Source organism: Phocaeicola sartorii JCM 17136 = DSM 21941 (assembly GCF_054653615.1).
The window spans coordinates 3,034,979-3,061,247 of the sequence record NZ_BAAIFW010000005.1; the positions used below are offsets into that span (position 1 = coordinate 3,034,979).

Sequence of the window (26,269 nt, forward strand, 5' to 3'; positions counted from 1 at the left end):
TCTTGATATAACAGAAGATTATTATAACCCAAAAATAGAAACTTTCTCCACTGAACTTACCTTTGCGATGAGTCCTAAAAATGTAGGGAAAGACAAAGGACTTTTAAGTATGAAAACTTGTAAAATAAATGGCCGAATGCTCATTTATCTGAAACAATAAACAAAACTCCAAATGAAAACAAACTTGCTTTCACCCGATAAAGACCCGATGGGAACTGCCATCGCCGATTATTTCAACCATCACAAAGCAGATAAGTTACGTGTGTTTTCCTCACAGTTCGAGGAAGACGAAATTCCCGTGGATCAATTATTCCGTCCTTATGACAAAATGCCGGAACTGGAACAGATTGCCTTACAAATGGCCGAAGGAAATATTCTGGACGTAGGAGCCGGAAGCGGCTGCCATGCACTGGCCTTGCAAGAGATGGGAAAAAAGGTATGCGCTATCGATATTTCCCCGCTTTCGGTAGGGGTGATGCAAAAAAGAGGGATAAAGAATGTCCGTCAGATGAATCTTTTCGATCCACATTTTCTAGAAACATTCGATACAATTATCATGCTGATGAACGGATCGGGCATTATCGGGAAGTTGGAAAATATGGCAGCTTTCTTTCAAAAGATGAAACAACTGCTTCGCCCCGGGGGATGTATCTTGATGGATTCCAGTGATCTCCGCTATCTTTTTGAAGATGAGGACGGGAGTTTCCTTATTGATCTGGCAGGAGATTATTATGGCGAAATAGACTTCCGGATGCAATACAAAAATGTAAAAGGAGATTCTTTCGACTGGCTTTATGTCGATTTTCAGACACTCAGCCTGTATGCTGCCGGGAATGGATTCGAAGCGGAACTTATTAAAGAGGGGGAGCACTATGATTATTTAGCCTGCCTAAAACTAAAATAACTCTTTAGAAAGAAAACCTTTTAGTTTGCTCAAATGAGAATGCAATATGATGAATGCAAAAAACTATTTTTTAGCTACGTTTAAAAGAATGTTGAACTGAAAAACATTATATTTGCATATACTAGAAGTAAAAATATATTATTCGGCAATATGGAACAACTTATAGAATTATCACAGACTGAAATCAAGCTGGCTTTTGTGGCCTCTTGCATTGAAGGAACAGCCCGTGCCTTAGGTAAGCCCTATCAAGAAATCTTTGAGAGAATGAAGCATGTCGGAATGATCCGGAATTATATCTGGCCTAATTATGAAATGCTTCATACCGAAAGCCGTGAAAATGTTACAAACAATATGATAGAATGTCTAACAACGTGGGAGGCCGGAAAATGAAAATCAAAGTCTATCATGGAGGTATAGAGACCATAGAAAAACCCGTTTGCGCGTTTGGAAGGAAGAATCTTGATTTTGGCCAAGGTTTTTATGTAACAGACATGAGAGAGCAGGCAGTGAAATGGGCTGTTCTGACAGCACAAAAAAGGAAAGGACAACCTGTCATAAACCGTTATCTTTTGGATAAAGACGCTTTGAAGAAAGAAGCAAGATTTAAAATCTTTAAAGCATACGATACAGAATGGCTCGAATTCATTGTAGCCAGCCGCCAAGGTTTCAATCCATCGGCCAGATATGATTATATTGAAGGAGGTATAGCTGATGACCGTGTTATAGATACAGTAAACTTATATATATCAGGCTTGATGAGTGCGGACATCGCATTAAAACGTCTTGCCATGCACCAGCCCAATAATCAAATATGTTTGTTAAACCAGTCACTGACTGATAAATATCTTGAATATGATAGAACAGAATCAGCAGAATGATCCGGTCAAATCTCCGGAGATTCAGGAGATGATTATAAGTAATCGAATTGGTCAAATTTCTGCAGAATTGGCAAAGCGACTGAATATAGCTCCGGAAAGAGCGTTAGAATTGTTTTATGAAAGCAAAACTTGTGCGGACTTACATGACAAGCGTACAGGACTTTACATGTACAGTAATCTGTATGTTGCTGATGAGTTTATGAGAGAAAAGGAATATTAAAATAAGAGCAGGAACTTTGCAAAGCATAATTCCTGCTCTTCATCTGATTTATGCCATTGAACCGCCTACTATATCCAACAATTCATTGGTAATAGCCTGCTGTCGGCTCTTATTGTACATCACCGTCAGATCCTGCAACAAATCATTCGCATTATCTGTAGCAATCTGCATAGCCATAGTACGGGCAGCGTGTTCGGCGGCATTCGAATCCAATAATACTGTAAACATCTTCATACGGAGTACCTTCGGGAGCAATTCCTCCATCACCACATCTACAGACGGTTCCACAATATAATCGGGTATCCTGCCTTTGTCCTCCTCTTTCTTCTCTTGTGTCAAGTCTATCGGAAGATACGTTTCACGCGTCAGAACTTGTACGGCTGTAGAACGGAAATGGTTGTACAACAACTCCACCTTGTCTATGTCACGATGCAGGAAATGCCTCATCAAGTCCTCTGCCAAGGCAGCAGCTTCCTGATAGGAAGGTTTATCCGCCATGTGCTGGAAATCGCCTTCGGCCTTGAATCCCAATTTCTTCACACCTTCCGCCACCTTCCGGCCTACCGGATACAAAAGCACATTCTCCATACCCAGGGACTTGTATTCATCAAGAATAACCGTCAGATGCCTGATGATATTCGCATTGAACCCACCACACAGACTGGTATTGGAGGCAAACACGACGATAGCCACACGCTTCACTTCACGTTTCACAATGAAAGGAGACTCCACCTCACTGTCCGCACTCAGAAAGTTGGTCAGGATGTGATTCAGCCTTCGTTCGTAAGGAAGCATGTTTTCTATGGCAGCCTGCGCCTTGTGCAACTTGGCAGAGGCCACCATCTTCATAGCCGAAGTAATTTTCCGCGTATTATTTACTGAGGCTATTCTTCCTTTTACTTCTTTCAGTGATGCCATGACTATTCGTTCACTTTAAATGGTTGAGCCGTATCGGCTGCTATTTTCTCTATAATTGCAGTTACATCCTCATTTATCACACCGCTTGACAATACATCAAGTACATCTTTCTGATGGTCGGCACGCATCATTTCCAGGAATGATTTCTGGAAATCGGGCACCTTATGCAAGGGTACATCACGCAGCAAACTATGTGTACCACAATAAAGGATGGCTATTTGTTCTCCGACAGGCATCGGACTGTACTGCGGCTGTATCAGCAACTGGTTATTCTTACGTCCCCGGTCGATAGCCATTGCCGTTACAGGGTCCATATCACTGCTGAACTTGGAGAAAGCCTCCAGTTCGCGATATTGTGCCTGATCAATCTTCAATGTACCTGCCACCTTCTTCATGCTCTTGATCTGGGCACTACCCCCCACACGGGATACGGAAATACCCACATTGATAGCCGGACGGAAACCCTGGTTGAACAAATCGGTTTCAAGGAATATCTGACCGTCTGTAATGGAAATGACATTGGTTGGAATATACGCTGAAACATCACCTGCCTGTGTCTCGATAATAGGCAATGCAGTCAGTGAACCGCCCGCCTTTACCTTGCCTTTCAAGCTGGGTGGAAGGTCATTCATCTGTTCGGCCACTTCCTGCTGGTTGATAATCTTCGCCGCACGCTCCAACAATCGTGAATGCAGATAGAAGATATCACCCGGATAAGCCTCACGACCGGAGGGACGACGCAGAATCAAGGATACTTCACGATAGGCTACGGCTTGCTTTGACAAGTCATCATACACTACCAAGGCATCCCGGCCGGTGTCACGGAAATACTCTCCGATAGCAGCTCCGGCAAACGGAGCAAAATACTGCAAGGCAGCCGGATCGGCAGCAGTGGCAGCTACCACTATGGTATAATCCATCGCACCGCGTTCACGCAGCGTATTCACCAAACTTGCCACGGTGGAACCTTTCTGACCAATGGCTACATAAATACAATAGACAGGTTTCCCTGCTTCATAGTTGGACTTCTGGTTCAGGATTGTATCTATAGCGATGGAAGTTTTTCCCGTCTGGCGGTCCCCAATGATCAACTCACGTTGTCCACGCCCGATAGGGATCATGGCATCCACAGACTTCAAACCTGTCTGCAAAGGCTGATTCACCGGCTGGCGGAAAATCACTCCGGGAGCCTTACGCTCCAAAGGCATTTCGCAAAGTTCTCCGCCAATCTGTCCGCGACCATCCAATGGTACGCCTAACGGGTCGATGACACGCCCCAACATACCTTCGCCCACATTGATAGAAGCGATGCGTTTGGTACGTTTCACCACCATTCCTTCCTTGATCTGATCAGTAGGACCTAGCAATACCGCACCTACATTGTCCTCTTCCAGGTTCATCACGATAGCCATGATACCGTTTTCAAATTCCAGCAGCTCATTGGCTTCCGCGTTGTTCAGGCCGTAAATACGTGCCACGCCATCGCTCACCTGCAGCACAGTCCCCACCTCATCAAATTGCAGGTGGGTGTTGATGCCTTTCAGCTGCTGAAGTAAAACTTCGGATACTTCGCTGGGTTTTATATTTTCAGACATTTCTTTCTAATTTTATACTATTCTTCTATTCTTTGCTATAAACTGCTGCTTTACCCGCTTTATCTGGTCAGCTACGCTCGCATCCAATCTGTAAGTCCCGATCTCAAAGATAAAACCACCTTCCAGTTTCGGATCTGTCTTGGTTTTGAACTCCACAGTTCCATGAGTTTTCTCTACGACCAATGCCCGTATGCGGTTGACTACCTCCTCCGCTACCGGACAAACAGTCGTGATTTTACCGGCGCTGATATTCTTCTGTTTCCGATAGAGATCAATGTACGACATGATCATAAACTGCAAGAATTTCTCTCTTCGTTCCTCCAAAACCAATTCTACAAAGCGTTTCAACTCTTTACTGACCTTACCTCCTCCGGCAGCCTCACAAATCAGTTTCAGCTTTGTTTCGGCGGGCAATACAGGATTATCCAACGCCTGCCGGAGTTCGGGCACTTTCGAGAAACTGTCCGCCAGTGTCCCGGCCTCCGCATAAACAGTATCCGCTGTCCCGCTCTCGTCGGCATAGGCCAGCAAAGCCTTGGCATAACGCATTGAGATGACTCCTATATACATGACAATCAGTTTTTAGAAACAGTTAATTCATCCAGCAAACGGTCAATCATCTCCATTTGCTCTTTCTCGTCATCGAGGTTCTTGCGCAAAACCTTCTCAGCAATGTCGACAGACAGCACAGCTACTTGGCGGCGGATGTCGCTGATAGCGCTGTCTTTTTCTGCTTGAATCTGCCTTTTGGCTTCATCCAACAGCTTCTGTCCTTCAACCTGAGCCTGTGTTTTGGCTTCCTTCAGAATGCGTTCGCGGGTGGCGACCGCCTCATTCAGGATGCGCGCCTGCTCCTCGTGAGCCTTAGCCAATATCATCTCACTGTCCGCCTTGATGTTTGCCAGTTGTTCATTGGCTTCACGCGCGGCAAGCAGTGACTTGTCGATATATTGTTTCCGCTCATCCACCATTCCGATAATCACCGGGAAACCGTACTTTGCCAGAATGACAAAGACAATTCCGAATACGATGACCATCCAGAATAACAGACCGCTATCAGGTGTTAATAATGACATGCTAAATTAATTATAAGAACAAAGTTAATAAACAAACAATAATGGCGATCAGAGCCACACCTTCTACCAGCGCGGCAATGATAATCATGTTCATACGGATATCTCCTGCCGCTTCCGGCTGGCGGGCGATCGCCTCCATGGCTGAACTTCCGATTTTACCGATACCGATACCTGCACCGATTACTGCAATAGCTGCTCCAAGTGCAGCACCTAATTTTCCTAAACCTGCCGCAGCAGCGGACTGTAATAAAACTGCTAGTAACATAATAGTTTGTTTTTGAATTAATTATTTAATTTATTTCATTTCTTTTTCTTCACGCACTTCTTCTGTACGGGACAATCCGATAAAGACGGCGGACAACATGGTAAATACGTATGCTTGAATAAATGCGACCAATAACTCCAACGCTGTCATAAAGATGCCGAACGCCACCGCGACAAATCCCATGGAACCATTGATCAGCGGCCCCATATTCGCCGTAATAAAAATAATGGATATCAAACTGAGAATAGCGGCATGACCGGCCATCATATTGGCGAACAAACGGATCATCAATGCAAACGGTTTGGTAAAGATTCCGAAGACCTCAATAATCGGCATCATCGGGAACGGGGCCTTCAACCACCAAGGCACATCGGGCCAGAGAATCTCTTTCCAATATTCCTTGTTACCCCATACATTCACAACTAAGAATGTACAGACAGCCAAGACAAAAGTAATGGCAATATTACCTGTAATATTCGCACCACCGGGGAAGAAAGGAATCAATCCCATCAGATTATTGATCAGGATAAAGAAGAAAGCCGTGAGCAGATAAGGAGCATAACGCTTATAATCCTTGCCGACACAACCTTTTATCACATCATCATTGATGGCGAAAATACAGGCTTCCATCATTCCCACCATTCCTTTCGGGGCTTCCTTTTCCACCGGATGCTTTTTATACCAACGGGCACAACTCAACACCAGAATCACCAGAATGGCACTATTGATAAACAACCCGGCAACATTCTTTGTAATAGAAATGTCCAAAGGCTTTACTTCGTTGCCACCGGCATCCTTTTCCACTATCTTGCCTTTATACTCACCATCTTTAGCAATATACAGGCCTTCATACTCTCCGTCTCCCTCCTCGAACCTGGAAGAAAGAAAAGTGTGCCATCCTGTACTGCTTTTTACGATTACCGGCAGGGGGATAGCTATAGGTGTATCTCCTATGTCAGTGATATGCCATTCATACGAATCACCTATATGTCCGAAAACGATTTCATTTACGTCCACTTGCTGCTCTTTATTGTCAGTATCCGACTCTTCCCGGGCATTGGCTTCTTGCAGGAAAGCGACCAGCAGCACTAAAACCGTTCCTATATATCGTAAACTTCTCATATTACTTATACTTGTACCTATTACTTTTATGTTTTATCTCAAAATGGAAAAAGAAGCGGGTCTCAAAAATCAGAAAGATAATATAGAAGACCATGTAAGTCCCTATAAATGACAGTACCTGATGTGCCACCGCCACTGCATAGACGGACATAATCAGGATGCTCAGCATCATCTTCGTCACTTTCGCCACCAGGTAAACCGCCACCATTTTCTGCGGGCTCACCCGGTAACAGTATCCGAACATAACTATGTAAAAGAGACCGAAAAGATAAAAAAATATCGGTATGGAGGGATACCAGGCAAAATAATACTCCGGTAACAAGGTGTGAAACACCAAGGCTCCTCCCCAACTCAACACGACCATCAATAGGGTCAACGACAGGATAAATTTTCTCTTTACGGCTAACAAAAACATAATTATGTATTAGATTTCCACACAGGCTGAAACTATATTGTCCCTCACCTCAACGAACCCACTCGATATTCCAATTGATTTCTCCAATTCGTCCTCCGTGTATTTTATCTCCCCTTTTACCAGTGATGATATCAGCGGAGCATGGTCATACAAGACAGAGAAAGAGCCCAATTCCCCCGGCAGTGTCACTATTTCCACCTTGCCGTCAAACAAAGTACTTTCCGGAGAAACCACTATCAAATGAAGATCTTCATGATGTTCCATACTTACTTTTATTTCTTATGGCTGGCAGCATCCAGCAACTTCTTTCCCTTTTCTATTGCTTCCTCTATCGTTCCTACATTCAGGAATGCCTGTTCAGGCAAGTAATCCACCTCGCCATCCAGAATCATCTTGAATCCTTTTATCGTATCTTCGATAGAAACCATAACACCCGGCACACCCGTAAACTGTTCGGCAACGGCAAACGGTTGTGACAGGAAACGTTGCACCCGACGGGCGCGGTTTACGGTCTGGCGGTCTTCATCGCTCAGCTCGTCCATACCCAGGATAGAAATGATGTCCTGCAATTCCTTGTTGCGCTGCAAAATCTGCTTTACACGCTGAGCCACATCATAATGTTCCTGCCCTACAATCAGCGGGTCGAGGATGCGTGAAGTTGATTCCAACGGATCTACAGCCGGATAAATACCCAGTTCGGTAATTTTACGACTCAATACGGTTGTTGCATCCAAGTGGGTGAATGTAGTAGCAGGCGCAGGGTCGGTCAAGTCATCGGCAGGCACATACACAGCCTGTACAGAGGTGATAGAACCATTCTTGGTAGATGTGATACGCTCCTGCATCTGTCCCATTTCCGTTGCCAGTGTCGGTTGGTAACCCACGGCAGACGGCATACGTCCCAACAAAGCCGAAACTTCGGAACCAGCCTGAGTGAAACGGAATATATTATCAATAAAGAACAAAATGTCACGTGGTCCGTTGCTGTCACCGTTCTTACGATCACGGAAAGATTCGGCAACGGTCAGCCCCGAAAGGGCGATGGAAGAACGTGCGCCGGGAGGCTCGTTCATCTGTCCGTACACTAGTGTGGCCTGTGACTTTTCCACTTCATTATAGTCTACTTTGGAAAGGTCCCAATGCCCTTCCTCCATGCTTTTCTTAAACTCTTCCCCGTAGCGGATTACGCCGGACTCAATCATTTCACGCAGCAGGTCGTTACCTTCACGTGTACGTTCACCGACTCCGGCAAAAACAGAAAAGCCGTTGTGTTTTTTGGCAATGTTGTTAATCAACTCCATGATGAGCACGGTCTTGCCTACACCGGCTCCACCAAACAATCCGATTTTACCACCCTTTGAATAAGGTTCCAGCAAATCAATGACCTTAATACCCGTGAAAAGCACTTCTTGCACAGTAGATAATTCATCAAATTTAGGCGGCTCACGGTGAATGGGAAACGCCCCCTCCTTACTCAGCGGGCGCATACCGTCCACAGCCTCACCTACTACGTTCATCAGCCGGCCTTTTATCTGGTTGCCCACCGGCATAGTAATAGGATGCCCTGTCGGAATTACTTCCATACCACGTTGCAGGCCGTCTGTGCTATCCATAGCTACAGTACGCACCGTGTCTTCACCAATGTGTTGTTGAACTTCCACGACCAGAATTCTGCCGTCATTGCGTTTGATAGTCAATGCATCATGAATGCTTGGAAGAAGCAGATCGGTGTCGATGTCTTTGCCCTCAAAGTACACATCGACTACCGGTCCGATAACTTGTGAAATATGTCCGATAATCTGTGACATAAGCTTCAATTTACTTTTATTTTATAATTTACCCTTGCCATATCAACAATCTTGCAAGGTTTTTGTTTACCTACATTTTGCTTTATATGCACAGCAAAGGTATAGATAATCTTAGTAGATTGAACTCAAGCTAACATTTTTTACACATCAAAACGACATTATTCCACTAAAAGAAGAAAAAAAGAACAATTTTGCTACTTTTTGTGCATTCCCTCACGAGATAACTGTTTACTTAAATTAGCAATTCCCAAGGCAACCACCGCTGTTACTGTAGCTGCATGTTCCTGGTATTCGGGTATGTTTTTCGTATAAAGGTCACGCTCCGTATGCCATATTTCCCCATAAGAGAAGTTATATCCTTTTATGTCTTGTGTATTGAAGCCAAAAGTAGGCACCCCTTCCACTGCAAAGACACTAGCATCCGTACCACCGCTTTGAGTAGGACGTTTAAAGGGTTTCGCCACCTTTACCTCAAACGGATAATCCGCACGGATTTCTTTCACAGGTTTACATACTTCCACAAAATCATCATACATAGCCTGGGGAACAGAAATTCCCACCGGAGGAGTCGGCCCTCCGTCCCGGTTGAACAGATTGGCAATCTTTCCCAACTCCTTGGCATGAGTCTTGACGTATGCTTTTGCGCCCAATAGTCCGAATTCCTCTCCAGCAAAAGCGACAAACAGAATGGTACGTTTGGGTTTTGCTCCGGAAAGTGCAATCATACGGGCTGCCTCCATCATGGGACCGATGCCTGTGCCACAGTCTATACCACCGGTTGCCACATCATAAGCGTCAAGATGTCCGCTTATGATCACATATTCATCCGGATATTTAGTACCTTTAATAGATGCCACGACATTATGATATTTCACAGGACCCAGCTTAAAATGATTACGAATATCAAATTCCAGCCAGAAATTCCGGCGTTCTTTCACCATCTGTTTGATAATTTTATATTGATGCTCATCCAATTTGATATCACAGACTTCGGGCAAATTATCAAATGTGGTGTTCGGATCATTCAACAAAGCACGGTCATACAAAGCACGTAAAGGTACAGCTGCCGACTGAATAAAGCCCAATGCTCCTGCCTCACACATTTCTTTATAGAATAGTCCCGGCATTTCACGCAGAGGCTTCATGGCATGTTTGGTTCCTTTACTCCAATTCTCTTCCATCAAGGCGGCATTCTGCTTTTCAATCTCTATATTTTCAGCTTTAATCGCCGCCCTCAAAGAATCACCTTTGGCTGAACGATCCATAGGCCAGCCTGTATTCTCACCGGACACCAGCACCCAAGCACCTTTCAGCTGATGTTTCATACGGTCCAGTTCCTCCTGAGTACGGGGCTCTATCAAGACATGCCCGCGCTGCAGACCTTTAGTACCCGAAGTGTAGGATGGAGTTACAAAATGCAGATCCATTGCCTGATCACCTCCAATCAACCGACCGAACCATGGCCCGCGGTTAAAACCTACTGGCAATTCTCCAGCTTCCTCCAAGTGTGCCTCAATCCCCCACCGTTTATATTCACGCATCATCCATTCGGCTGCGTTCTCATACGCGTCCGAACCTATAACTCTTCCCCCGAAACGATTCGTGAGAATATCCAACTGATGCATCACCCGGTTGTCTGTCTGGCCCGTTTCAATAATTTTTTTTACGGCTGCAGGTTGGGCGAAAGTAGTCCCTGCACACAAAGAAGCAGCCAAGATAGCTGCCATGCACATTTTGTTCATCATGATATTTTCGTTTGATAGTTGTTAACGATTGCAAATATATAGCAAATTTTGGAACTTCAACTATTAATTCCCAACAATTTATCAGATAAAAACGAATATTTTTGATGCCGTACCACACAAACAGTATTAAAATGAAAGTTTATTCATTTTTTTACTTTTTCCTCAAGACTTTTGGTCTACAGATTGTCTATGGGACTGTAGGACAATCTGATGGCATTTACAACTATGACTTGAAGAGATTTTTATAAGAAAATCAAATAAATTCTTCGACCAAATACATCTCATTGAATAAAGTTTGTGGATAATTGGAAGAATCATTCTCCAATAAATTCAACAAAGTATATTCAGCCCCACGTACCCAATACACAAAATCACGATTGGGATGGTAATCCTCCGCAAATTCCAGCAACTGTTGCAAACTAAAATCTGAGGAAATGATACCCGCACCGCTCTTTGAGGCATCGTATGCATTACAGTCCTGCTCTATATGGGCAGGAACCATCAGAATGGGCTTGCCCAGATACATGGCCTCGCACACCGATTCAAATCCGGCAGTGCTGGCATAAGCCTTGCATCCCGCCATCTGTCTCAAAAATTCCACATCATCCAGTTGATAAAAGCTCAATGTATCGTCCACCCTCTTCACCGGTTCCTCCTCCCACTTATCCCAGAAGAAACGAAGCGGTATGCCGGGATGTTTCCTGTGCCATTTCATAACATTTTCACTGAAACCCGCATTAACCATATAGCCATGTATATAGTCACCGGAATAAGGTTCATGTAAAGTCACTTCCTTACGCAACAAAGGAGGAATCACACGGATATGATTCTGAGGATCATCGTTCATGTGACGGAAAGAGAGGGCCAGACGTTCCTTTGCTCCCAAGCTGGTCAATGCGGTAAAAAACTTCAAAAGAGCCAAGCTTACTTTATCAGCCTTTGGAAATTCAAAACTTTTATGCAAGAACAGATATTGATGTCCTATACAGATTTGCGGAACAGAGGGACGGAACAAGAAATAAGTCAGCCCGGTCAGTAATTCATAGAAATTGATAACCCTGTCCGCACCACTGACCTTGATACGCTGACGGATGTAGTTGATGCTATTCATGTACACAGGGAGTTTCATCAGATTATAGGCTACGCTCCGCATCAAGCTCACCCGTTTGTTGGCGGGTGTAGGCAGAAAATTAGGACTGACAAAACGCTTCACCGGAGCATGAATACTACGGTTAAAGAATCCCGGCAAACGGCGCGAGCTGCTCTTTCCTACCAGCACTTCCACCACTTCGTGACCGTTGCGGCGCAATATTTCCTCCAGCGTAATGGCCTGGGTAAGATGTCCTCTTCCCTCACCCTGTACTATAAATAAAAATTTCATGAGGCAGTATGTATTAAAGTTAATCCTTTATTATCTTCATTCTTATTAGCCAACATATTATATTCCCAAATGTTCCAGTTCCCAGATGCATATTTCTATTTTTTACCGATACAAAGGTCTATGTAATCCATTACAAGATAGTGTCGTACAAATTACTATTCTGTTAAAATCAAAAAAGGCAAGCCGTCTCTTCGTGTAACAAGAAACGGCCTGCCCAGCTTCAGTTTATTCCTATAAACCCACTTCAGATCTATAATCAGCGGTCAATATCAATCACATTAAACTGCATATCAAACTTTATCTCCCAACCATTAGAAAGTTTCACTTCATAATCATGCTTGTCCCTCTCAATCTTGAGCATCTTGGCTTCGGGATAATTCGTAGTGACATACTTCTGTATCGCCTCAGGAACCACAGCTACAGGTACAGCACTGTATTTGCAGTTCACTTCCGTCCAAACACCTTTCTTATCGAACTCCAGTTTGTCTCCATTGGTAAAAATCACATCATAGCTTTTATCAAACCAGTCTGTCTCCATTTTAGCCATCGCCACCTTATTATGAGGGAAATGAGTTTGGATAAAAGTTTGTGCAGTCTGAGGCAATTGGTTTACTTGAACAGGTTTGTCATCATCCGCCCATACCACTGTTTGCAACGTAAATAAGCACACTAACAATAATAATACCTTTTTCATAATCGTCATTTTTTATTTGGTTCTACATTCTGTTTTCTGATGCAAATATGAAGGGAGATTCTGAAAAGAATTTGAAATTCTGAAAAAAGCACAATCTTTTTTTCATTGATTATGAGCGGATGTGTAAAGTATAAAACAATGCTCCCCACTCTTATATTCATAGCAAAGCCTGAGAGCCTGCATTTTACATATCGTGTCTGCTATTGCCAAGCCTAAACCGGTAGAGCCTTCTTTTTTCTTTCCTTGATAAAAACGTTCAAAAATACGCTGAGCATCCAGTGGCTGTGCCACCCCTGTATTGCAGAACATCACACGGTGGGAAGTAATAACAATCCGAATGTGTCCACCATCCATATTGTGTACAAAAGCATTCTTCAACAAATTTGTAAGCAACACCACTGCCAGTGTTTCATTAATCGTAAGATAGAAAACACCCTCTTCCTCCACCATTGTTATGATCTCACGATATTGATACACCTCTTTATAGTCTTCCAAATATTGTTTCAATAATTTATTCACTTCTACTTGGGACGTATCTGCAAATTGCCCGTTCTCTATTTTCGAAAGCAGCAGCAAAGACTTGTTCAGCTTCGTTATATGCTCCAAAGTCCGGTGAGTTTTCATTAACTCCTCCAATTGGCTTTCCGAAAGATTTTCATCCTCCATCAACATCTCCAACCGGTTACGGCAAATAGCCAGCGGTGTCTGCATCTCATGAGATGCATTACCTATAAATTGTTTTTGCTGTTCGAACATCCGCTCACTGCGCTCTGCATAACGAACCGCCGCCTCATTCAATTTTCTGAATTCTGAAACCCGGGTCTTATTCTGCAAAGGCTCATTCCCCTTGCCGATACGATATTTATCCAACCAATGAAGCAACACATAAAGAGGGTGCATGTTCCGATAAAACACCCACACATTAATCACAATTATAGTCAGCAACAAAGTTATATAAAGAAAAATCATCCAACCTGCCATGGCATCCTTCAAATCATCCTTTTCTATAGAAGGAGCCGCTACCGTCAATTCAAAAAACTTTTCGCCATCATCCTTAAAAATGGTGGTAAGGATCCGTGCAGGTTCTGTTTCATCTTTTTCAGGGATATAGACCATAGAATCCTTATAAAGGATATCATCACGAGATTCCGCATATTCCTTCGTCACTTCACGCAAGAAATACTGATTGTTGGAAGCGGTATTTTTAGAAGGAAGTTCCTCTCCCGCCAATGCACGGATGATGATAATTTCCGAATAATTCTCCAATGAGTCATCCACTTCATCATTCACTTCATCCATTATGGCAAAATAGAAAAAGACGGCCCAGACGGTCAATAATACCGACAGCACTAACGATATACGGATGATAACATAATAAATCAGTTTCATTTATTCCACGATCATTTTATATCCGAAACCATATACAGCTTTCAATTCAGGAGTAGCCCCCGCCTCTTTCAGCTTCTTTCGCAAATTCTTTATCTGAGCATAGACAAAGTCAAAATTATCGACTTGATCTATATGATCGCCCCATACAGATTCGGCAAGCGTGTTTTTATTGACCAGTCTGCCGGGCCGGTTCATAAAATAGGCTAGAATATCATATTCCTTACGGTTCAGTTCTATTTTTTTTCCTGCTACAGTCACCCCATATTGATTGGGAAAAATTTCTATGTTTCCGTATTTAATGCTGTTCTCCCCTCCTTGCTGATGACGGCGTATCACGCTTTTGATACGTGCATTCAGTTCCACCAAATGAAAAGGTTTAGGCAGATAGTCATCAGCACCCAGTTCTAATCCCAGCACTTTGTCCTCTATGGAGTCCTTGGCCGAAAGAATGATGACATTTTCCCGTTTATGCATTTCCTTCAACCTTTCCAACAAATCCAGACCGCTACCGTCCGGCAACATGATGTCCAGCAGAATACAGTCATAATCATAATCCTCTATCTTTTGTAATGCGGTACGGTAATCGGCTGCTATTTCTACCACATAACGTTCTTTTTCCAATGAACGCTGAGTTACTTCACGCAAATTAGCATCGTCCTCCACTAACAGTATTTTCATAAGTCCAACTTTTGGTTCTTCAAGGCAAAGAAACAAGATTATTCTGAAAAAATACTGAAATAAGGAAAAAAACAAAGCAACCATACCGTCTTTTCCCCCCCCCAACCATACAATAATAAATTTCAGGCCGAAAACCGTTACCGGCCATGTACAATCAGCCCCCTGCATCTACCACAACAAGACGCAAGGGGCTACACACAACTCTCTCTTAATCAATCCCTAATTATTTAATCTCCATTTGAGAAAAATCCATCCGACTCATCCCTGTAGGCGACGGTGTATCCTTCAAATCAAAAGTGATTTCCTTCTCACCATTTTTAGCCGAGTTTATTTTTACCTTTATACCTTTTGTTTCCGATGTTATTTCCAAAGAACCCAAGCTAAAGGATACCGCGCCATTTCTCCAATAGCCGGTAGTATCACCATACGTGTTGTAACGGTATTCCAAATGAATATAACCATCTTGTTCGGGTGTAATTGTCGTATTCTTCACCAAACTAACCAGATGTTTCACTTTAGAAGGCATGTTCTGATTAAAAACAATATTTAAGTAGCCACCATTGATCCACATATTACCTTCAAATATATCCACAGGATCATTACCAAACTCTTCCTCATTCTCTGCTGTCAGCTCCTCGATAGGTTTAGTCAGAATTTCCTTTATATTCAGCACTTTGACAGAACAGTCATAACCTTCCGGATAATTGTCGTACAGGGGATTGAAATAAAGAATCACCCGTTGTCCGTCTATCGGAGAATACCAGAAATAATCAGTGGTTGCAGGCCATATTTTCCCCCATCTGTCACCGGTAAAATCATATACATGGGCACCTTTCACATTTACTGTAGCCCAATCCACTGCCACATCACCCAGAGAGTAACCGTCACCGTCATCACATGACTGGAAAGTGACTCCCATAACTGCCAGAAAAGCTAATAATAAAAAGGTTAACTTCTTCATAACTATAATGTATTAATCTATTTTCTACTCTTAAAAGTAGAAAAAGAAACAAATACTGCACTCCCTCCCTTAATATTAACTTATTTTCAGCAAACGACTGGTAGAAAGACTGGATCCACTAAGAAAAAAATAAAAAATCTCATAAGATGCAGGATGCCATTTTACCTAAGAGAAAACCATTATTTCTTTATTTTCCCTTCGTTCACCAGCTCAGACAATGCCCTGGCCAATGAGGGTCGGGTAACTCCCAACCTTTGCGCCACTTCCTGCTGATTATGAATAACGGAATGTGTTTCCAAATATTTCAGCAAACGGTTTTTTAAATTCAGCAAAGCGAATTCATTCAATTTCTTACTTAAAAAAACACTCCGGTCTGAAATATCCTTCAAAAAATTCTGCATCATCAATGGGTGCAGATGCATAAATTCTAAGAATCGTTCTTTACCTATTATAAAAACCTCACAAGGTTCTACCGCCTCTACATTAACCGGGAAACGATTTTCTGTGGCAAAAATAAAAGCCGAGGCCAGCAAACTAGGAGCTTTCATCTCTTCCACCGTCAATTCCTTCCCCTCGTCATTGATCATCCCCGCCCGTACACTCCCTGAAGCCAGAAGGTATAAACCCTTACATAAGTTACCTTGCCGGACAATGACATCACCCGGCTCAAAGCATTTCAAACTATTCGGAGAACCGAATAGGAAAGCAACCAATTCTTCTTCTTTCATTCCCTGAAAAGGAGCTATTTGCAATAATCCTGTCAGTTCCATCCTACTTTCTTTTAACTGTTATTTATATCCGCTGTAACACATGGTACAACTTAAAAGGTAAAAACCATCTACTTTTGCACAAAAGTAATAGAAATCATTAAAATGAGAAAAGATATGGAGAATAACATGTTTTGTTTCCAATGTCAGGAAACAGCCAAAGGTTTCGGTTGCACCTTAAAAGGTGTTTGTGGAAAAAATGCAACCACAGCACGTACTATGGATTTATTGCTCTTTGTAGTACGAGGAATTTCTGTTGTGGCAAATCAATTGCGCCAACATTCTCTTCCTGTTGAAAAAGATGTGGACAATTTCATTGTAGACGCCTTATTCTGTACCATTACCAATGCCAATTTCGATAACGAAAGCATTATGAAACGCATTGATAAAGGATGGGAAATACGTGATGCCCTTAAACATCAGGCTTCCGCCCAAAATATTCCTCTGCCGGAAGCTGATGAGTTGAATTGGAAAGGCAGTCACAATGACTATGACGCAAAAGCCGCAACTGTCGGAATATTGCGTGAAAAGAACGAGGATCTACGCTCTTTAAAAGAACTGATCATATATGGTCTGAAGGGAATGGCTGCTTATCTGGAACATGCCATGAGGTTAGGACATAATGACGAAAGTATTCATCGTTTCATGCAGAACACCATCGCACAAATTACAACAAAGTCCTTATCGGCGGATGAACTGACTGTATTAGCACTGAAAACAGGTGAAATAGGCGTGCGAACCATGGCTTTGCTCGACAAAGCAAATACTTCCAGTTATGGCAATCCGGAAATTACCCGTGTAAACATCGGAACAGGTACCCGACCCGGCATTCTGATAAGCGGACATGACCTGCATGATCTGGAAGAATTGTTGGAACAAACCAAAGATAGTGGCGTGGATGTATATACTCACGGTGAAATGCTCCCTGCACATTACTATCCGGCATTTAAAAAATATACACATTTTGCAGGAAACTATGGAAATGCATGGTGGAAACAACGGGAGGAATTTACCTCGTTCAATGGTCCTATCCTGTTCACCACCAACTGCATCGTTCCTCCTCTGCCCAATGCCACTTATAAAGAACGCATGTTTACCACGAATTCTACCGGATATCCCGGCTGCAAACATATTACAGCAGACGAGAAAGGACATAAGGACTATACTGAAATTATAGAAACAGCCAAACAATGTGCCGCACCGACAGAAATAGAACATGGAGAAATCATAGGTGGTTTTGCCCATAATCAGGTATTACAACTGGCAGACAAGGTGGTAGAAGCCGTAAAAAACGGTGCTATCCGCAAGTTCATCGTCATGGCAGGTTGTGACGGACGTATGCGCAGTCGCGATTACTACACCACTTTTGCCGAGATGCTTCCCAAAGACACAGTCATTTTAACTGCGGGATGTGCTAAATATCGTTATAACAAACTAGGGTTAGGTGACATTAATGGCATTCCGCGTGTTTTAGATGCAGGACAGTGTAACGACAGCTATTCATTGGCAGTCATCGCCCTCAAACTGAAAGAAGTATTCGGGCTACATGACATCAATGAACTGCCCATTGTTTACAATATCGCCTGGTATGAACAGAAAGCGGTAATCGTATTGCTGGCATTACTCAGTTTGGGAATAAAAGAGATTCATCTCGGCCCCACCTTACCCGCATTCCTCTCACCTGATGTGACGAAAGTACTGGTCGATAACTTTGGAATAAGCGGCATCGGTACTGTAGAAAGTGATATGAAGAAATTTGGATTAATGAACGAATAAACGGCATAATTATGAAACAAGAAAATTACAATTCATGTACAGTCGGACAAATTGTAGCCGGCAACTTTGATACAACCAAAGTGTTCTCCCGTTACCATATTGATTTTTGCTGTCATGGCAATACTCCGTTTGCAGAAGCCTGCCGGAATCGCGGTATTGATCCTGAAGTAATAGCGCGTGAATTAAATGAACTACAGGAGAATACGGTCAGTAATGCTCCTGACTTTGCCGGATGGCCCATCGATTTATTAATAGACTACGTATTGAAGATACACCATCGGAGAATCCGTACCAAAGGTCCGCAAATAGAAGCATTATTAACCAAAGTAACCGAAGTACATTCAAAGAATCATCCAGAGTTGCTGCAAGTCCAGGCGCTGTTCCGCGACTCGCTTCTTGATCTGGAAAATCATTTATCAAAAGAAGAGAATGTACTATTTCCTTATGTTTATGAAATGTTCCAAGCCAAGGAGGAAGGCTTGAAAGTAGCTAAATTCCATTGCGGCACCATTCTGTATCCCATCGAAGTGATGGAAGATGAACATAACCACGAAGGAGAACGTTTTGAAAAGATCTCTTCATTAACCAACGGATTCACCGCCCCTGAAGATGCTTGTGCCAGCTTCCGCTTGGTATTACAACAATTGAAACAATTTGAGGAGGCATTACATGAGCACATCCACCTGGAAAACAATATCATTTTTCCCAGAGCATTAGAATTGGAAAAAGAGGAAGCCATCTGATGACGACACCATAACACTTCCATTTACAAAAGTGCCCAAAGTGAAATAAGACAAAAATCACTTTGGGCATCTTCATATACTATAATCCACGCTCCACTATATAGTCTTGTCCTTGTTCCGTCATCAAGTCATACTCATATACCTTATACAAAGCAGGGTATTGCGGATTTATCTCCTTGGAAACCAAAGGCTCTTTGATCTCTGCCTGCATATAATATTCATTCGGGTTCTCACCTTTCGCCTCTTTTAATCCAGCCCCACGCAAAGGAACATACGAACGTAAACGCAAGTTACCTCCCAAACGGGAATGAATCTTCGCTTTATTCAACTGTACGCCATTCCAGCTCATATCCACCACAAACCCTCCACGGGCAACCAATCCTTGCACACTTCCTGCGGCCCAGGCATCCGGAAGAGCCGGAAGCAAATGTACAGCTCCGTCATGACTCTGCAACAACATTTCAGCCACACCGGCAGTGTAACCAAAGTTACCATCAATCTGAAAAGGCGGATGGGCATCAAACAGATTAGGATAAGTCCGTCCTTGCGGATAAGCCTCTTTCACTTCATCTCCAGGCAACAGCTTCAACATATTATTAATAATCTGGAACGCATGATTACCGTCCAGCAAACGGGCCCACAGATTAACTTTCCAGCCAATGGACCAACCGGTAGCTTCGTCGCCACGCTGCAACAACGTATTTTTAGCAGCCTGGAAAAGCAAAGGATGAGTGTAAGGAGATATCTGATTACTAGGGAACAATCCATATACATGAGAAATATGGCGATGCTTGTCATTCGGATTATCCAAATCCTCCAGCCATTCCTGCAACTGATTGTATTTCCCGATCTGCATCGGGGCCAGACGGTTTAACATAGACCGCAAAGAATCTTGATAAGAAACGGACATCTTCAGAATTCGTGATGCATGCAATGCATTGTTAAGCACATCGAATATTATCTGATTATCCATCGTACAACCTGCAACAATCGTTGAAGCTTTTTTAGTATCCTCTCCCGAAGGTCCATGTTCCGGAGACATGGACGGAGCAGTCACCATCCAACCGTATTCAGGATGTTCAGTTAAATAATCAAGATAAAAATCAGCAGCTCCTTTCAATGCCGGATAAGCTTCGGAAAGAAACAGTTTGTCCCCGCTATATAAATAATGTTGCCACAAATGTGTCGTCAGCCAAGCCCCTCCCATGGGCCATGTACCATAAAACGCTTTATCCACCGGACCGGTAGCACGCCATATATCTGTATTGTGATGAGCCACCCATCCGTTGCAGCCATACATAGTCCGTGCCGTTTCCCGGCCGGTAACTGATAATTCTTTCACCATTTCAAACAAAGGCTGGTGTGTTTCACTCAGATTGGTCACTTCAGCCGGCCAATAATTCATTTCCGTATTAATATTGATGGTATATTTTCCATCCCATGGAGCAGCCAGTTTATTATTCCATATACCTTGCAAATTGGCAGGCTGGCCTCCCGGCTGGGAAGAGGAAATCAGCAAATAACGTCCATACTGAAAAAGCAACACCGCCAAAGAAACATCCTTACCCTCATTGAACAGTTCGATGCGTTTAGTCGTTTCCAACTTAGCCCGCTCACTGGTTCCCAAATCCAGTCTTACACGGTCAAACTGCTCTTTATAAAGAGCTACATGCTCCTGTAAAATCTGGTCATAAGGGTGTTTCAATGCCGAAGACAGATATCCGGCCGCCTTTTTACTCTCATCGCCACCTATATCGTGATAATTAATAAAATTCGTACCCGATGAAACATACAGAGTAGCACTGTCTGCTCCTTCCACTGTAATGTTTTGGTCATCAATTTTCACCTTACCCCCATCCACATCAGCCTGCGTCTGTGTTTCCATACGAATCAATCCTTTCACTCCCTCATGATCCCTACCTTTCCCGGTCAGAACCAATTTCTTTCCTTTCCTGCTGACTTTATGCTCCAATGGCGACACATATCCAACCTTAAAATTCAATCTTCCCGGCCGGTCTGCTGTCAACCGGACCACTACCACCTTATCAGAAAATGATGCAAAAACTTCACGTTGAAAAGTCACGCCATCCACTTTATAACGGGTAGTGGCCACCGCACGCTCCAAATCCAGATCACGATAATAATCGGTTACCGTTTCATGTCCGGGAGTTTCTATGATCAAACTGCCGATGGTCTGATAGGGCATACCGTGCTTTCCGGCATAAAAGTTCTCCTGGATCAAGTTCTGAGCCTCCATGTTTTTCCCGGCAAAAATCAGTTCACGCACTTGGGGCAGACTTCCCAATGCCTCCGGCTTATCATTCCGGTAAGGGCTGCCTCCCCACATGGTTTCATCATTCAGTTGGAGTTCTTCACGAGCCGTTCCGCCATACACCATCGCTCCCATCCGGGAATTGCCAACCGGAAGTGCCTCCACCCACGTCCCGGCAGGTTGCTTATACCACAATTTCAGGTCACCCGCCTGAATGGATAATGAAAAAGACAATAAAATGCCTGCTAATAATGAATATGTTTTCATGGTTAATAGATATTGTATAATGTACAAATATAGCTCTATTAACCATACAAACGAAAAGACAGAAGCATTTTATCGTCTAAAAAACAATTATGATAAAGAATAGACCAAATTTTACAACTCCTCCCTGTCTGATCACCATGTTATTATTCAATATCCCTCCCGGCAGGTTCCTCTTTTCCATATTTACTGGGACTCACCTTAAAATGTTTCTTGAATACTTCACGGAAATACTTACCATCACAAAAGCCGGTCATTTCAGCCACTTCGGATACAGACCTTCCACCCTCCTTCAATAATTCGGCCGCACGGTTCAAACGTATCAGCCGGATATAATCGGCCGGCGCCTGTCCGGTCAATGCTTTCAGTTTGTTATAAAAACTGGAGCGGCTCATATTCTGCAACGAACAAAGCGAATCGACTGTAAAATCCGAATTATCAAGATTATTCTCCACATGCTTACGCACTCCCGATATAAACTTCCAGTCAAGAGCATTCAAACAATTCACCTCCACCGACTCTTTTGACAGATCCGCATCCATGCTCAAAGAGGCGAACTTCTCACGCAACAATGCTCTGTTTGCAAGCAAATTAGTAATTCTTGCCCTCAAAATCTTCAGATTAAAAGGCTTCGTAACATAATCATCCGCACCTACCTGTAATCCTTCCAGAATATTCTGTTCATCCCCTAAAGCCGTGAGCAGCAAGACCGGAATATGAGACGTTTCCATATCACTCTTCATCATCATACACAATTCATCCCCTCTCATTCCGGGCATCATGATGTCCGACACAACAAGATCCGGCCCATATTCCTTTACAACACCCTGCGCCTCTTTCCCATCGCAACACGCCCGTACCTGATATATATCCGAAAGAGAGTCCATCAGATAAGTCCGTAACTCATCATTATCCTCGACAACAAGAATACGTGGCAAAGCGCTGTCAGACGCGACTTCAGGATTCCCCTCGGTCTGAACCAGACCGGCGGCTTCTATCTGCCCGTCCCCACTTATATCCCAATTGGGTGCGACCTCTGTGAATTTATGGAAATGCTCCTTACTTTTCGGAAAAACAATTCTTACTGTTGTTCCCTGCTGTTCCACACTTCTGACTTCTATCTTCCCTCCATGAAGACGTATCAGTTTTCGTGCCAGCATAAGTCCGATGCCACTCCCCACAATTTTCGAATTAATGGCATTCGCTCCTCTAAAGTGCATCTTGAATAATTTATTATGCTCTTTTGATGCAATTCCGATGCCCGTATCCTTCACCTCCAATCTCCATGTGTCTTTAGTTTCCTGCACCGAAACACCCACCGCCCCATATTCAGGTGTATATTTCATTGCGTTCGAAAGCAGATTCTTCAGAATGGAATCCATTTTCTCTTTATCAAACCACACTTTCAGCCCTTCCTCCACATTACAATCACACGTGAAGTCCAAATGTTTAAAGGCTGCATACGAACGGAATATATCACAGATATCCTGCAAATAGGTGTTCAAATCGTATGGAGCGACAAACAACTCGGAAGAATAGACATCCGTCCGTTCAAAATTGATCAAATTGGTGGTGAGTCGCAAAAGCACATCCACATTCCTCAAAGCCACCCTCATCCTCTTCTTGCCACGATCCGTGAAAGTCTCTTTTTCAAACAACTCCTCCAGAGGAGCTTTTATCAGTGTAAGCGGGGTACGGATATCATGAGCCGTATTGATGAAGAAACTAGTTTTCTCGTCCGATATCTTTTTCTGTTTCTTTAAATTCAAGATACGGAAAATAATGATGAAGATAGACAGCACGAAAACCACATAACCCAATATGGCCCAAAAACTCAGCCACAGAGGGCGGGCTATCACAATCCTCAGTTCCCGTTCTTCAAAAACCAGTTGCTGCTCTTCCTTGGAAACAGCACGGATATGCAGTGTATATTTACCGGGACTCAAGTTAGTATAACGTATGAGGTTGGCAGTCCCCGGTCTGCTCCATTCATTGTAAAATCCATCCAGTTTCCATGAAAACAACACATTCGAGGGATAATCATAATTAATGGAAGATAACACCAACGAAAAAGTATTCTGGTCATAATCCAGTCTCAGCACCTCCGTCTCATTTATATCTTTCTCCAATGGAGAACCTTCGTCCCCGGGATAAACCGGCTGATAAGATATCTGGAAATCGCTTAATATCATTTTATTGTAGATATAAGCAGGAAAGGTCAAGTTATCCGGAAATTCAACAGCACCGTCCGTACTGCCCAGAACAAATCCCCCATTCCGGCACAATGTTCCGGACGACGGATTGAAACAAGCCGACAAAAGCCCCTGCTCACTGGTCCGGTTATGAAACGTCTTGTTCTTTATATGAAAACTGGTGATCCCATTTTCCGTACTCATGATGATACGTCCGTCCACCTCGGGCAAAATGGCATATATGTTATTGGACACCAAGGCACAATTATCTGTATAGTAATGTTCGAAAGTCTTATTGCGCGAATCATAGACCAGCACTCCCGACCCATTCGTCCCTATATACAACAGTCCACCGGCCGACTGATACAATGCATTGACATAATTAGACTCCACAGGCAAGCCGACATACTGGTAACTCCCAGTATTCCGATCCAGCAGATAAAGCCCTGTAGCAGTACCAATCCACATAAAATCACTGTCTTTTTCCGCAATGGCAGTTATAGAGTTCACCCCCGGATACAAACGGACACTATTGTTTTGGGTATTAAAACATTTCAAGTTGTAAAATCCTCCAGACCATATATATCCTTTTGAATCTTTTATCATGCCACGAATATATTTATCCGGTTGCATATTGACAGGAGTAAGCAAAAAAGGAGAAAAATATTCCACAGACAATGCCTGCTTATTAATCTTATATATGCCCGAAGTGTATCCTCCCGCCCATATCACTCCGGGAGACACCTCACACAAGGTAACAAAGACATGGTTCTTGTCTTTCAGATGATGATCAACAGAGCTCAAGAATGAATGCCACTTCTGTGTCCGCCTGTTATAAAGACTTATCCCGTTGCTGGTTCCAAACCATAAGTCCCCCTCGCTGTCCTCAATAACCGCATGCACCTGATCATTCACCAAAGACTGACGGTTGCCAATGGAATGTTTTATCCAATCATAATTCTTATACCGGGCATCCACTACCGTGATACCCTCAAAATAGTTGGCCAGCCAGATACGTTTTTTCTCATCAACATAAATATCATTAATATTATTTCCATTCATGCCATTATTACTTTCATAATCTGCAATAATATAAGGTTGCATGACACACGTATTGACATCCAATTTATGTAATCCCATTCCTTCCGTGCCAACCAACAGTTCCGCTTCATTCAACGGACAAATACTTGTGATATTTACATCACTCAAATCCATAGACGAACGGATGATCCGGTGAGTACGCATATCGAAGGCAAAAACTCCCTCCTCGAAAGTTCCGACAAACAGTTTTTGAGAACCCGGATGAAAATAGAGCTCATTTACTTGTGAGCTGATACCGCATAAAGCCTCAATAGGAATCACTCTTAAGTTGTTATTTTTCAATTCGGTATAGCGTATGCCCCGTTCAGCAGCAATAAAAAAGTGGCAACTGTCCACCTGCTCCACCATCTGGATGTTGGCATTCATCACATTGGGCAGACTGTGTTTACAAGTATCCTTTATATCATACAGTTTTATGGAATCCTGAGTACATAACCAGACAGTATGATTGTAATCCATATATCCACAGGTCACATCATCCGAAGTATCAGACAATTGATAGACCATCTTGAACTGATCGCGCAAGGTATCGTAGTGGAAAACACATCCCTTCTTACCAATCACCCATAAGTCGCCCCGATCTTCCTTATACAACCATCCAAGATGTATATTTTTACTCTTACCCAGCAATTTGTAATGTTTTATCTCTTTACCATCATAGCGGTCCATCCCCTCATTGGTCAGAAACCACATATATCCTTTGGAATCTTTCTGGATATCAAAGATCCTACGGTTGCTAAGTCCATCCTCTACCCCTATATATCTATATGTTTGCGCAAAAGAGAGTAAAGGAATAAACATCAATATAAAACAAATGTTTTTCATCTCCAAATGTGCGTGTGTCTTTATCTACAAATTTACGTTAATGCAATGGACTACAAAATTAATAATAAGTTACATTAAAACAAAAGCGAGACATCTTTATTAAAAATATTCCTACGGTAAAAACGCCTTTCTATCAAACATTAGTGACTATTTTTCCGCATTTATATCCATAAACAGAACAAAACACTAGTTTACACTATATTTTACATACGACAACTTAGAGGAGTTATAGACACGTCTTAATTAGTTGACACAAAACAAAAAGGAGCAACATAAGTTA

The 26,269-nt window shown here is 42.9% G+C and carries 24 protein-coding genes; 6 read left to right on the plus strand and 18 right to left on the minus strand.

Annotated elements, in window-relative coordinates; all coding sequences use genetic code 11:
• Nucleotides 1-172: 172 nt before the first annotated feature.
• From ACYQ0C_RS12965 to ACYQ0C_RS12980, 4 genes are all read left to right on the plus strand, one after another.
• Nucleotides 173-904: a class I SAM-dependent methyltransferase gene (locus ACYQ0C_RS12965; protein ID WP_016276180.1), complete on the plus strand. Its 732-nt coding sequence runs from the start codon at nt 173-175 to the stop codon at nt 902-904.
• Between the two features lie 150 nt (nt 905-1,054).
• Complete coding sequence (locus tag ACYQ0C_RS12970; protein WP_016276179.1) at nt 1,055-1,294, plus strand: DUF3791 domain-containing protein; 240 nt, start codon at nt 1,055-1,057, stop codon at nt 1,292-1,294.
• Nucleotides 1,264-1,782 (plus strand): DUF3990 domain-containing protein, encoded by a 519-nt coding sequence (locus tag ACYQ0C_RS12975; protein ID WP_016276178.1) that lies wholly within the window; start codon nt 1,264-1,266, stop codon nt 1,780-1,782. The genes ACYQ0C_RS12970 and ACYQ0C_RS12975 overlap by 31 nt, the downstream gene beginning before the upstream one ends.
• Nucleotides 1,757-2,002, plus strand: a complete 246-nt coding sequence (locus ACYQ0C_RS12980; protein WP_016276177.1) for a hypothetical protein — start codon at nt 1,757-1,759, stop codon at nt 2,000-2,002. The genes ACYQ0C_RS12975 and ACYQ0C_RS12980 overlap by 26 nt, the downstream gene beginning before the upstream one ends.
• A 48-nt stretch (nt 2,003-2,050) precedes the next feature.
• Here ACYQ0C_RS12980 and ACYQ0C_RS12985 read toward each other — a convergent pair whose 3' ends face one another.
• The 16 genes from ACYQ0C_RS12985 to ACYQ0C_RS13060 form a co-directional block, all read right to left on the minus strand.
• Nucleotides 2,051-2,920: a F0F1 ATP synthase subunit gamma gene (locus ACYQ0C_RS12985; protein WP_016276176.1), complete on the minus strand. Its 870-nt coding sequence runs from the start codon at nt 2,918-2,920 to the stop codon at nt 2,051-2,053.
• 2 nt (nt 2,921-2,922) lie between these two features.
• On the minus strand, nt 2,923-4,515 hold the full coding sequence (gene atpA, locus ACYQ0C_RS12990; RefSeq protein WP_016276175.1) for a F0F1 ATP synthase subunit alpha: 1,593 nt from the start codon (nt 4,513-4,515) through the stop codon (nt 2,923-2,925).
• A gap of 12 nt (nt 4,516-4,527) precedes the next feature.
• Nucleotides 4,528-5,085, minus strand: coding sequence for a F0F1 ATP synthase subunit delta (locus ACYQ0C_RS12995; protein ID WP_016276174.1), 558 nt, complete (start codon nt 5,083-5,085; stop codon nt 4,528-4,530).
• 5 nt (nt 5,086-5,090) lie between these two features.
• The gene (gene atpF / locus ACYQ0C_RS13000; RefSeq protein ID WP_016276173.1) at nt 5,091-5,591 is read right to left on the minus strand and encodes a F0F1 ATP synthase subunit B; all 501 of its coding nucleotides are present in this window, start codon (nt 5,589-5,591) and stop codon (nt 5,091-5,093) included.
• A 10-nt stretch (nt 5,592-5,601) separates the two neighbouring features.
• The gene (gene atpE, locus ACYQ0C_RS13005) at nt 5,602-5,856 is read right to left on the minus strand and encodes an ATP synthase F0 subunit C (protein ID WP_016270458.1); all 255 of its coding nucleotides are present in this window, start codon (nt 5,854-5,856) and stop codon (nt 5,602-5,604) included.
• 30 nt (nt 5,857-5,886) lie between these two features.
• A complete protein-coding gene (gene atpB, locus ACYQ0C_RS13010; protein ID WP_016276172.1) occupies nt 5,887-6,978 on the minus strand; it encodes a F0F1 ATP synthase subunit A in 1,092 nt (363 codons plus the stop codon).
• Between the two features lies 1 nt (nt 6,979).
• On the minus strand, nt 6,980-7,393 hold the full coding sequence (locus ACYQ0C_RS13015; RefSeq protein WP_016276171.1) for a hypothetical protein: 414 nt from the start codon (nt 7,391-7,393) through the stop codon (nt 6,980-6,982).
• Between the two features lie 9 nt (nt 7,394-7,402).
• The gene (locus ACYQ0C_RS13020) at nt 7,403-7,657 is read right to left on the minus strand and encodes a F0F1 ATP synthase subunit delta/epsilon (RefSeq protein ID WP_016276170.1); all 255 of its coding nucleotides are present in this window, start codon (nt 7,655-7,657) and stop codon (nt 7,403-7,405) included.
• Between the two features lie 8 nt (nt 7,658-7,665).
• Nucleotides 7,666-9,201: a F0F1 ATP synthase subunit beta gene (atpD, locus tag ACYQ0C_RS13025; RefSeq protein WP_016276169.1), complete on the minus strand. Its 1,536-nt coding sequence runs from the start codon at nt 9,199-9,201 to the stop codon at nt 7,666-7,668.
• A 194-nt stretch (nt 9,202-9,395) separates the two neighbouring features.
• A complete protein-coding gene (locus ACYQ0C_RS13030) occupies nt 9,396-10,943 on the minus strand; it encodes a M28 family peptidase (protein WP_050582554.1) in 1,548 nt (515 codons plus the stop codon).
• Nucleotides 10,944-11,199: 256 nt separating this feature from the next.
• Nucleotides 11,200-12,327 carry a glycosyltransferase family protein gene (locus tag ACYQ0C_RS13035; RefSeq protein ID WP_016276166.1) on the minus strand — a complete coding sequence of 376 codons (1,128 nt, stop codon included), beginning with the start codon at nt 12,325-12,327 and terminating at the stop codon, nt 11,200-11,202.
• Nucleotides 12,328-12,583: 256 nt separating this feature from the next.
• Nucleotides 12,584-13,021, minus strand: coding sequence for a PepSY-like domain-containing protein (locus ACYQ0C_RS13040; protein ID WP_016276165.1), 438 nt, complete (start codon nt 13,019-13,021; stop codon nt 12,584-12,586).
• A 102-nt stretch (nt 13,022-13,123) separates the two neighbouring features.
• On the minus strand, nt 13,124-14,410 hold the full coding sequence (locus tag ACYQ0C_RS13045; protein ID WP_016276164.1) for a sensor histidine kinase: 1,287 nt from the start codon (nt 14,408-14,410) through the stop codon (nt 13,124-13,126).
• Nucleotides 14,411-15,088 carry a response regulator transcription factor gene (locus ACYQ0C_RS13050; protein WP_016276163.1) on the minus strand — a complete coding sequence of 226 codons (678 nt, stop codon included), beginning with the start codon at nt 15,086-15,088 and terminating at the stop codon, nt 14,411-14,413.
• 223 nt (nt 15,089-15,311) lie between these two features.
• Entirely contained in the window at nt 15,312-16,049 is a 738-nt protein-coding gene (locus ACYQ0C_RS13055) for a NigD1/NigD2 family lipoprotein (RefSeq protein ID WP_016276162.1), read from the minus strand.
• A gap of 179 nt (nt 16,050-16,228) precedes the next feature.
• Nucleotides 16,229-16,819: a Crp/Fnr family transcriptional regulator gene (locus ACYQ0C_RS13060; protein WP_016276161.1), complete on the minus strand. Its 591-nt coding sequence runs from the start codon at nt 16,817-16,819 to the stop codon at nt 16,229-16,231.
• Nucleotides 16,820-16,933: 114 nt separating this feature from the next.
• Here ACYQ0C_RS13060 and hcp point away from each other — a divergent pair, with 114 nt between their 5' ends.
• The gene (gene hcp / locus ACYQ0C_RS13065; RefSeq protein WP_016276160.1) at nt 16,934-18,592 is read left to right on the plus strand and encodes a hydroxylamine reductase; all 1,659 of its coding nucleotides are present in this window, start codon (nt 16,934-16,936) and stop codon (nt 18,590-18,592) included.
• An 11-nt stretch (nt 18,593-18,603) separates the two neighbouring features.
• Nucleotides 18,604-19,335, plus strand: coding sequence for an iron-sulfur cluster repair di-iron protein (ric, locus tag ACYQ0C_RS13070; protein ID WP_016276159.1), 732 nt, complete (start codon nt 18,604-18,606; stop codon nt 19,333-19,335).
• Nucleotides 19,336-19,414: 79 nt separating this feature from the next.
• Here ric and ACYQ0C_RS13075 read toward each other — a convergent pair whose 3' ends face one another.
• Nucleotides 19,415-21,874 (minus strand): glycoside hydrolase family 95 protein, encoded by a 2,460-nt coding sequence (locus ACYQ0C_RS13075; protein ID WP_016276158.1) that lies wholly within the window; start codon nt 21,872-21,874, stop codon nt 19,415-19,417.
• Between the two features lie 143 nt (nt 21,875-22,017).
• A complete protein-coding gene (locus ACYQ0C_RS13080; RefSeq protein WP_016276157.1) occupies nt 22,018-25,989 on the minus strand; it encodes a hybrid sensor histidine kinase/response regulator transcription factor in 3,972 nt (1,323 codons plus the stop codon).
• Nucleotides 25,990-26,269: the final 280 nt, after the last annotated feature.

What these genes read in the sequence shown, in the direction of transcription:
- ACYQ0C_RS12965 (WP_016276180.1), top strand. Translation starts at nt 173, where the DNA reads ATGAAAACAAACTTGCTTTCACCCGATAAAGACCCGATGGGAACTGCC.
- ACYQ0C_RS12970 (WP_016276179.1), top strand. Translation starts at nt 1,055, where the DNA reads ATGGAACAACTTATAGAATTATCACAGACTGAAATCAAGCTGGCTTTT.
- ACYQ0C_RS13015 (WP_016276171.1), bottom strand. Translation starts at nt 7,393, where the DNA reads ATGTTTTTGTTAGCCGTAAAGAGAAAATTTATCCTGTCGTTGACCCTA.
- atpB (WP_016276172.1), bottom strand. Translation starts at nt 6,978, where the DNA reads ATGAGAAGTTTACGATATATAGGAACGGTTTTAGTGCTGCTGGTCGCT.
- ACYQ0C_RS12985 (WP_016276176.1), bottom strand. Translation starts at nt 2,920, where the DNA reads ATGGCATCACTGAAAGAAGTAAAAGGAAGAATAGCCTCAGTAAATAAT.
- ACYQ0C_RS12980 (WP_016276177.1), top strand. Translation starts at nt 1,757, where the DNA reads ATGATAGAACAGAATCAGCAGAATGATCCGGTCAAATCTCCGGAGATT.
- ACYQ0C_RS13030 (WP_050582554.1), bottom strand. Translation starts at nt 10,943, where the DNA reads ATGAACAAAATGTGCATGGCAGCTATCTTGGCTGCTTCTTTGTGTGCA.
- ACYQ0C_RS13020 (WP_016276170.1), bottom strand. Translation starts at nt 7,657, where the DNA reads ATGGAACATCATGAAGATCTTCATTTGATAGTGGTTTCTCCGGAAAGT.
- ric (WP_016276159.1), top strand. Translation starts at nt 18,604, where the DNA reads ATGAAACAAGAAAATTACAATTCATGTACAGTCGGACAAATTGTAGCC.
- ACYQ0C_RS12975 (WP_016276178.1), top strand. Translation starts at nt 1,264, where the DNA reads ATGTCTAACAACGTGGGAGGCCGGAAAATGAAAATCAAAGTCTATCAT.
- ACYQ0C_RS13040 (WP_016276165.1), bottom strand. Translation starts at nt 13,021, where the DNA reads ATGAAAAAGGTATTATTATTGTTAGTGTGCTTATTTACGTTGCAAACA.
- ACYQ0C_RS13080 (WP_016276157.1), bottom strand. Translation starts at nt 25,989, where the DNA reads ATGAAAAACATTTGTTTTATATTGATGTTTATTCCTTTACTCTCTTTT.
- ACYQ0C_RS13055 (WP_016276162.1), bottom strand. Translation starts at nt 16,049, where the DNA reads ATGAAGAAGTTAACCTTTTTATTATTAGCTTTTCTGGCAGTTATGGGA.
- ACYQ0C_RS12995 (WP_016276174.1), bottom strand. Translation starts at nt 5,085, where the DNA reads ATGTATATAGGAGTCATCTCAATGCGTTATGCCAAGGCTTTGCTGGCC.
- atpE (WP_016270458.1), bottom strand. Translation starts at nt 5,856, where the DNA reads ATGTTACTAGCAGTTTTATTACAGTCCGCTGCTGCGGCAGGTTTAGGA.
- ACYQ0C_RS13060 (WP_016276161.1), bottom strand. Translation starts at nt 16,819, where the DNA reads ATGGAACTGACAGGATTATTGCAAATAGCTCCTTTTCAGGGAATGAAA.
- atpF (WP_016276173.1), bottom strand. Translation starts at nt 5,591, where the DNA reads ATGTCATTATTAACACCTGATAGCGGTCTGTTATTCTGGATGGTCATC.
- hcp (WP_016276160.1), top strand. Translation starts at nt 16,934, where the DNA reads ATGGAGAATAACATGTTTTGTTTCCAATGTCAGGAAACAGCCAAAGGT.
- atpD (WP_016276169.1), bottom strand. Translation starts at nt 9,201, where the DNA reads ATGTCACAGATTATCGGACATATTTCACAAGTTATCGGACCGGTAGTC.
- ACYQ0C_RS13075 (WP_016276158.1), bottom strand. Translation starts at nt 21,874, where the DNA reads ATGAAAACATATTCATTATTAGCAGGCATTTTATTGTCTTTTTCATTA.
- ACYQ0C_RS13035 (WP_016276166.1), bottom strand. Translation starts at nt 12,327, where the DNA reads ATGAAATTTTTATTTATAGTACAGGGTGAGGGAAGAGGACATCTTACC.
- ACYQ0C_RS13050 (WP_016276163.1), bottom strand. Translation starts at nt 15,088, where the DNA reads ATGAAAATACTGTTAGTGGAGGACGATGCTAATTTGCGTGAAGTAACT.
- atpA (WP_016276175.1), bottom strand. Translation starts at nt 4,515, where the DNA reads ATGTCTGAAAATATAAAACCCAGCGAAGTATCCGAAGTTTTACTTCAG.
- ACYQ0C_RS13045 (WP_016276164.1), bottom strand. Translation starts at nt 14,410, where the DNA reads ATGAAACTGATTTATTATGTTATCATCCGTATATCGTTAGTGCTGTCG.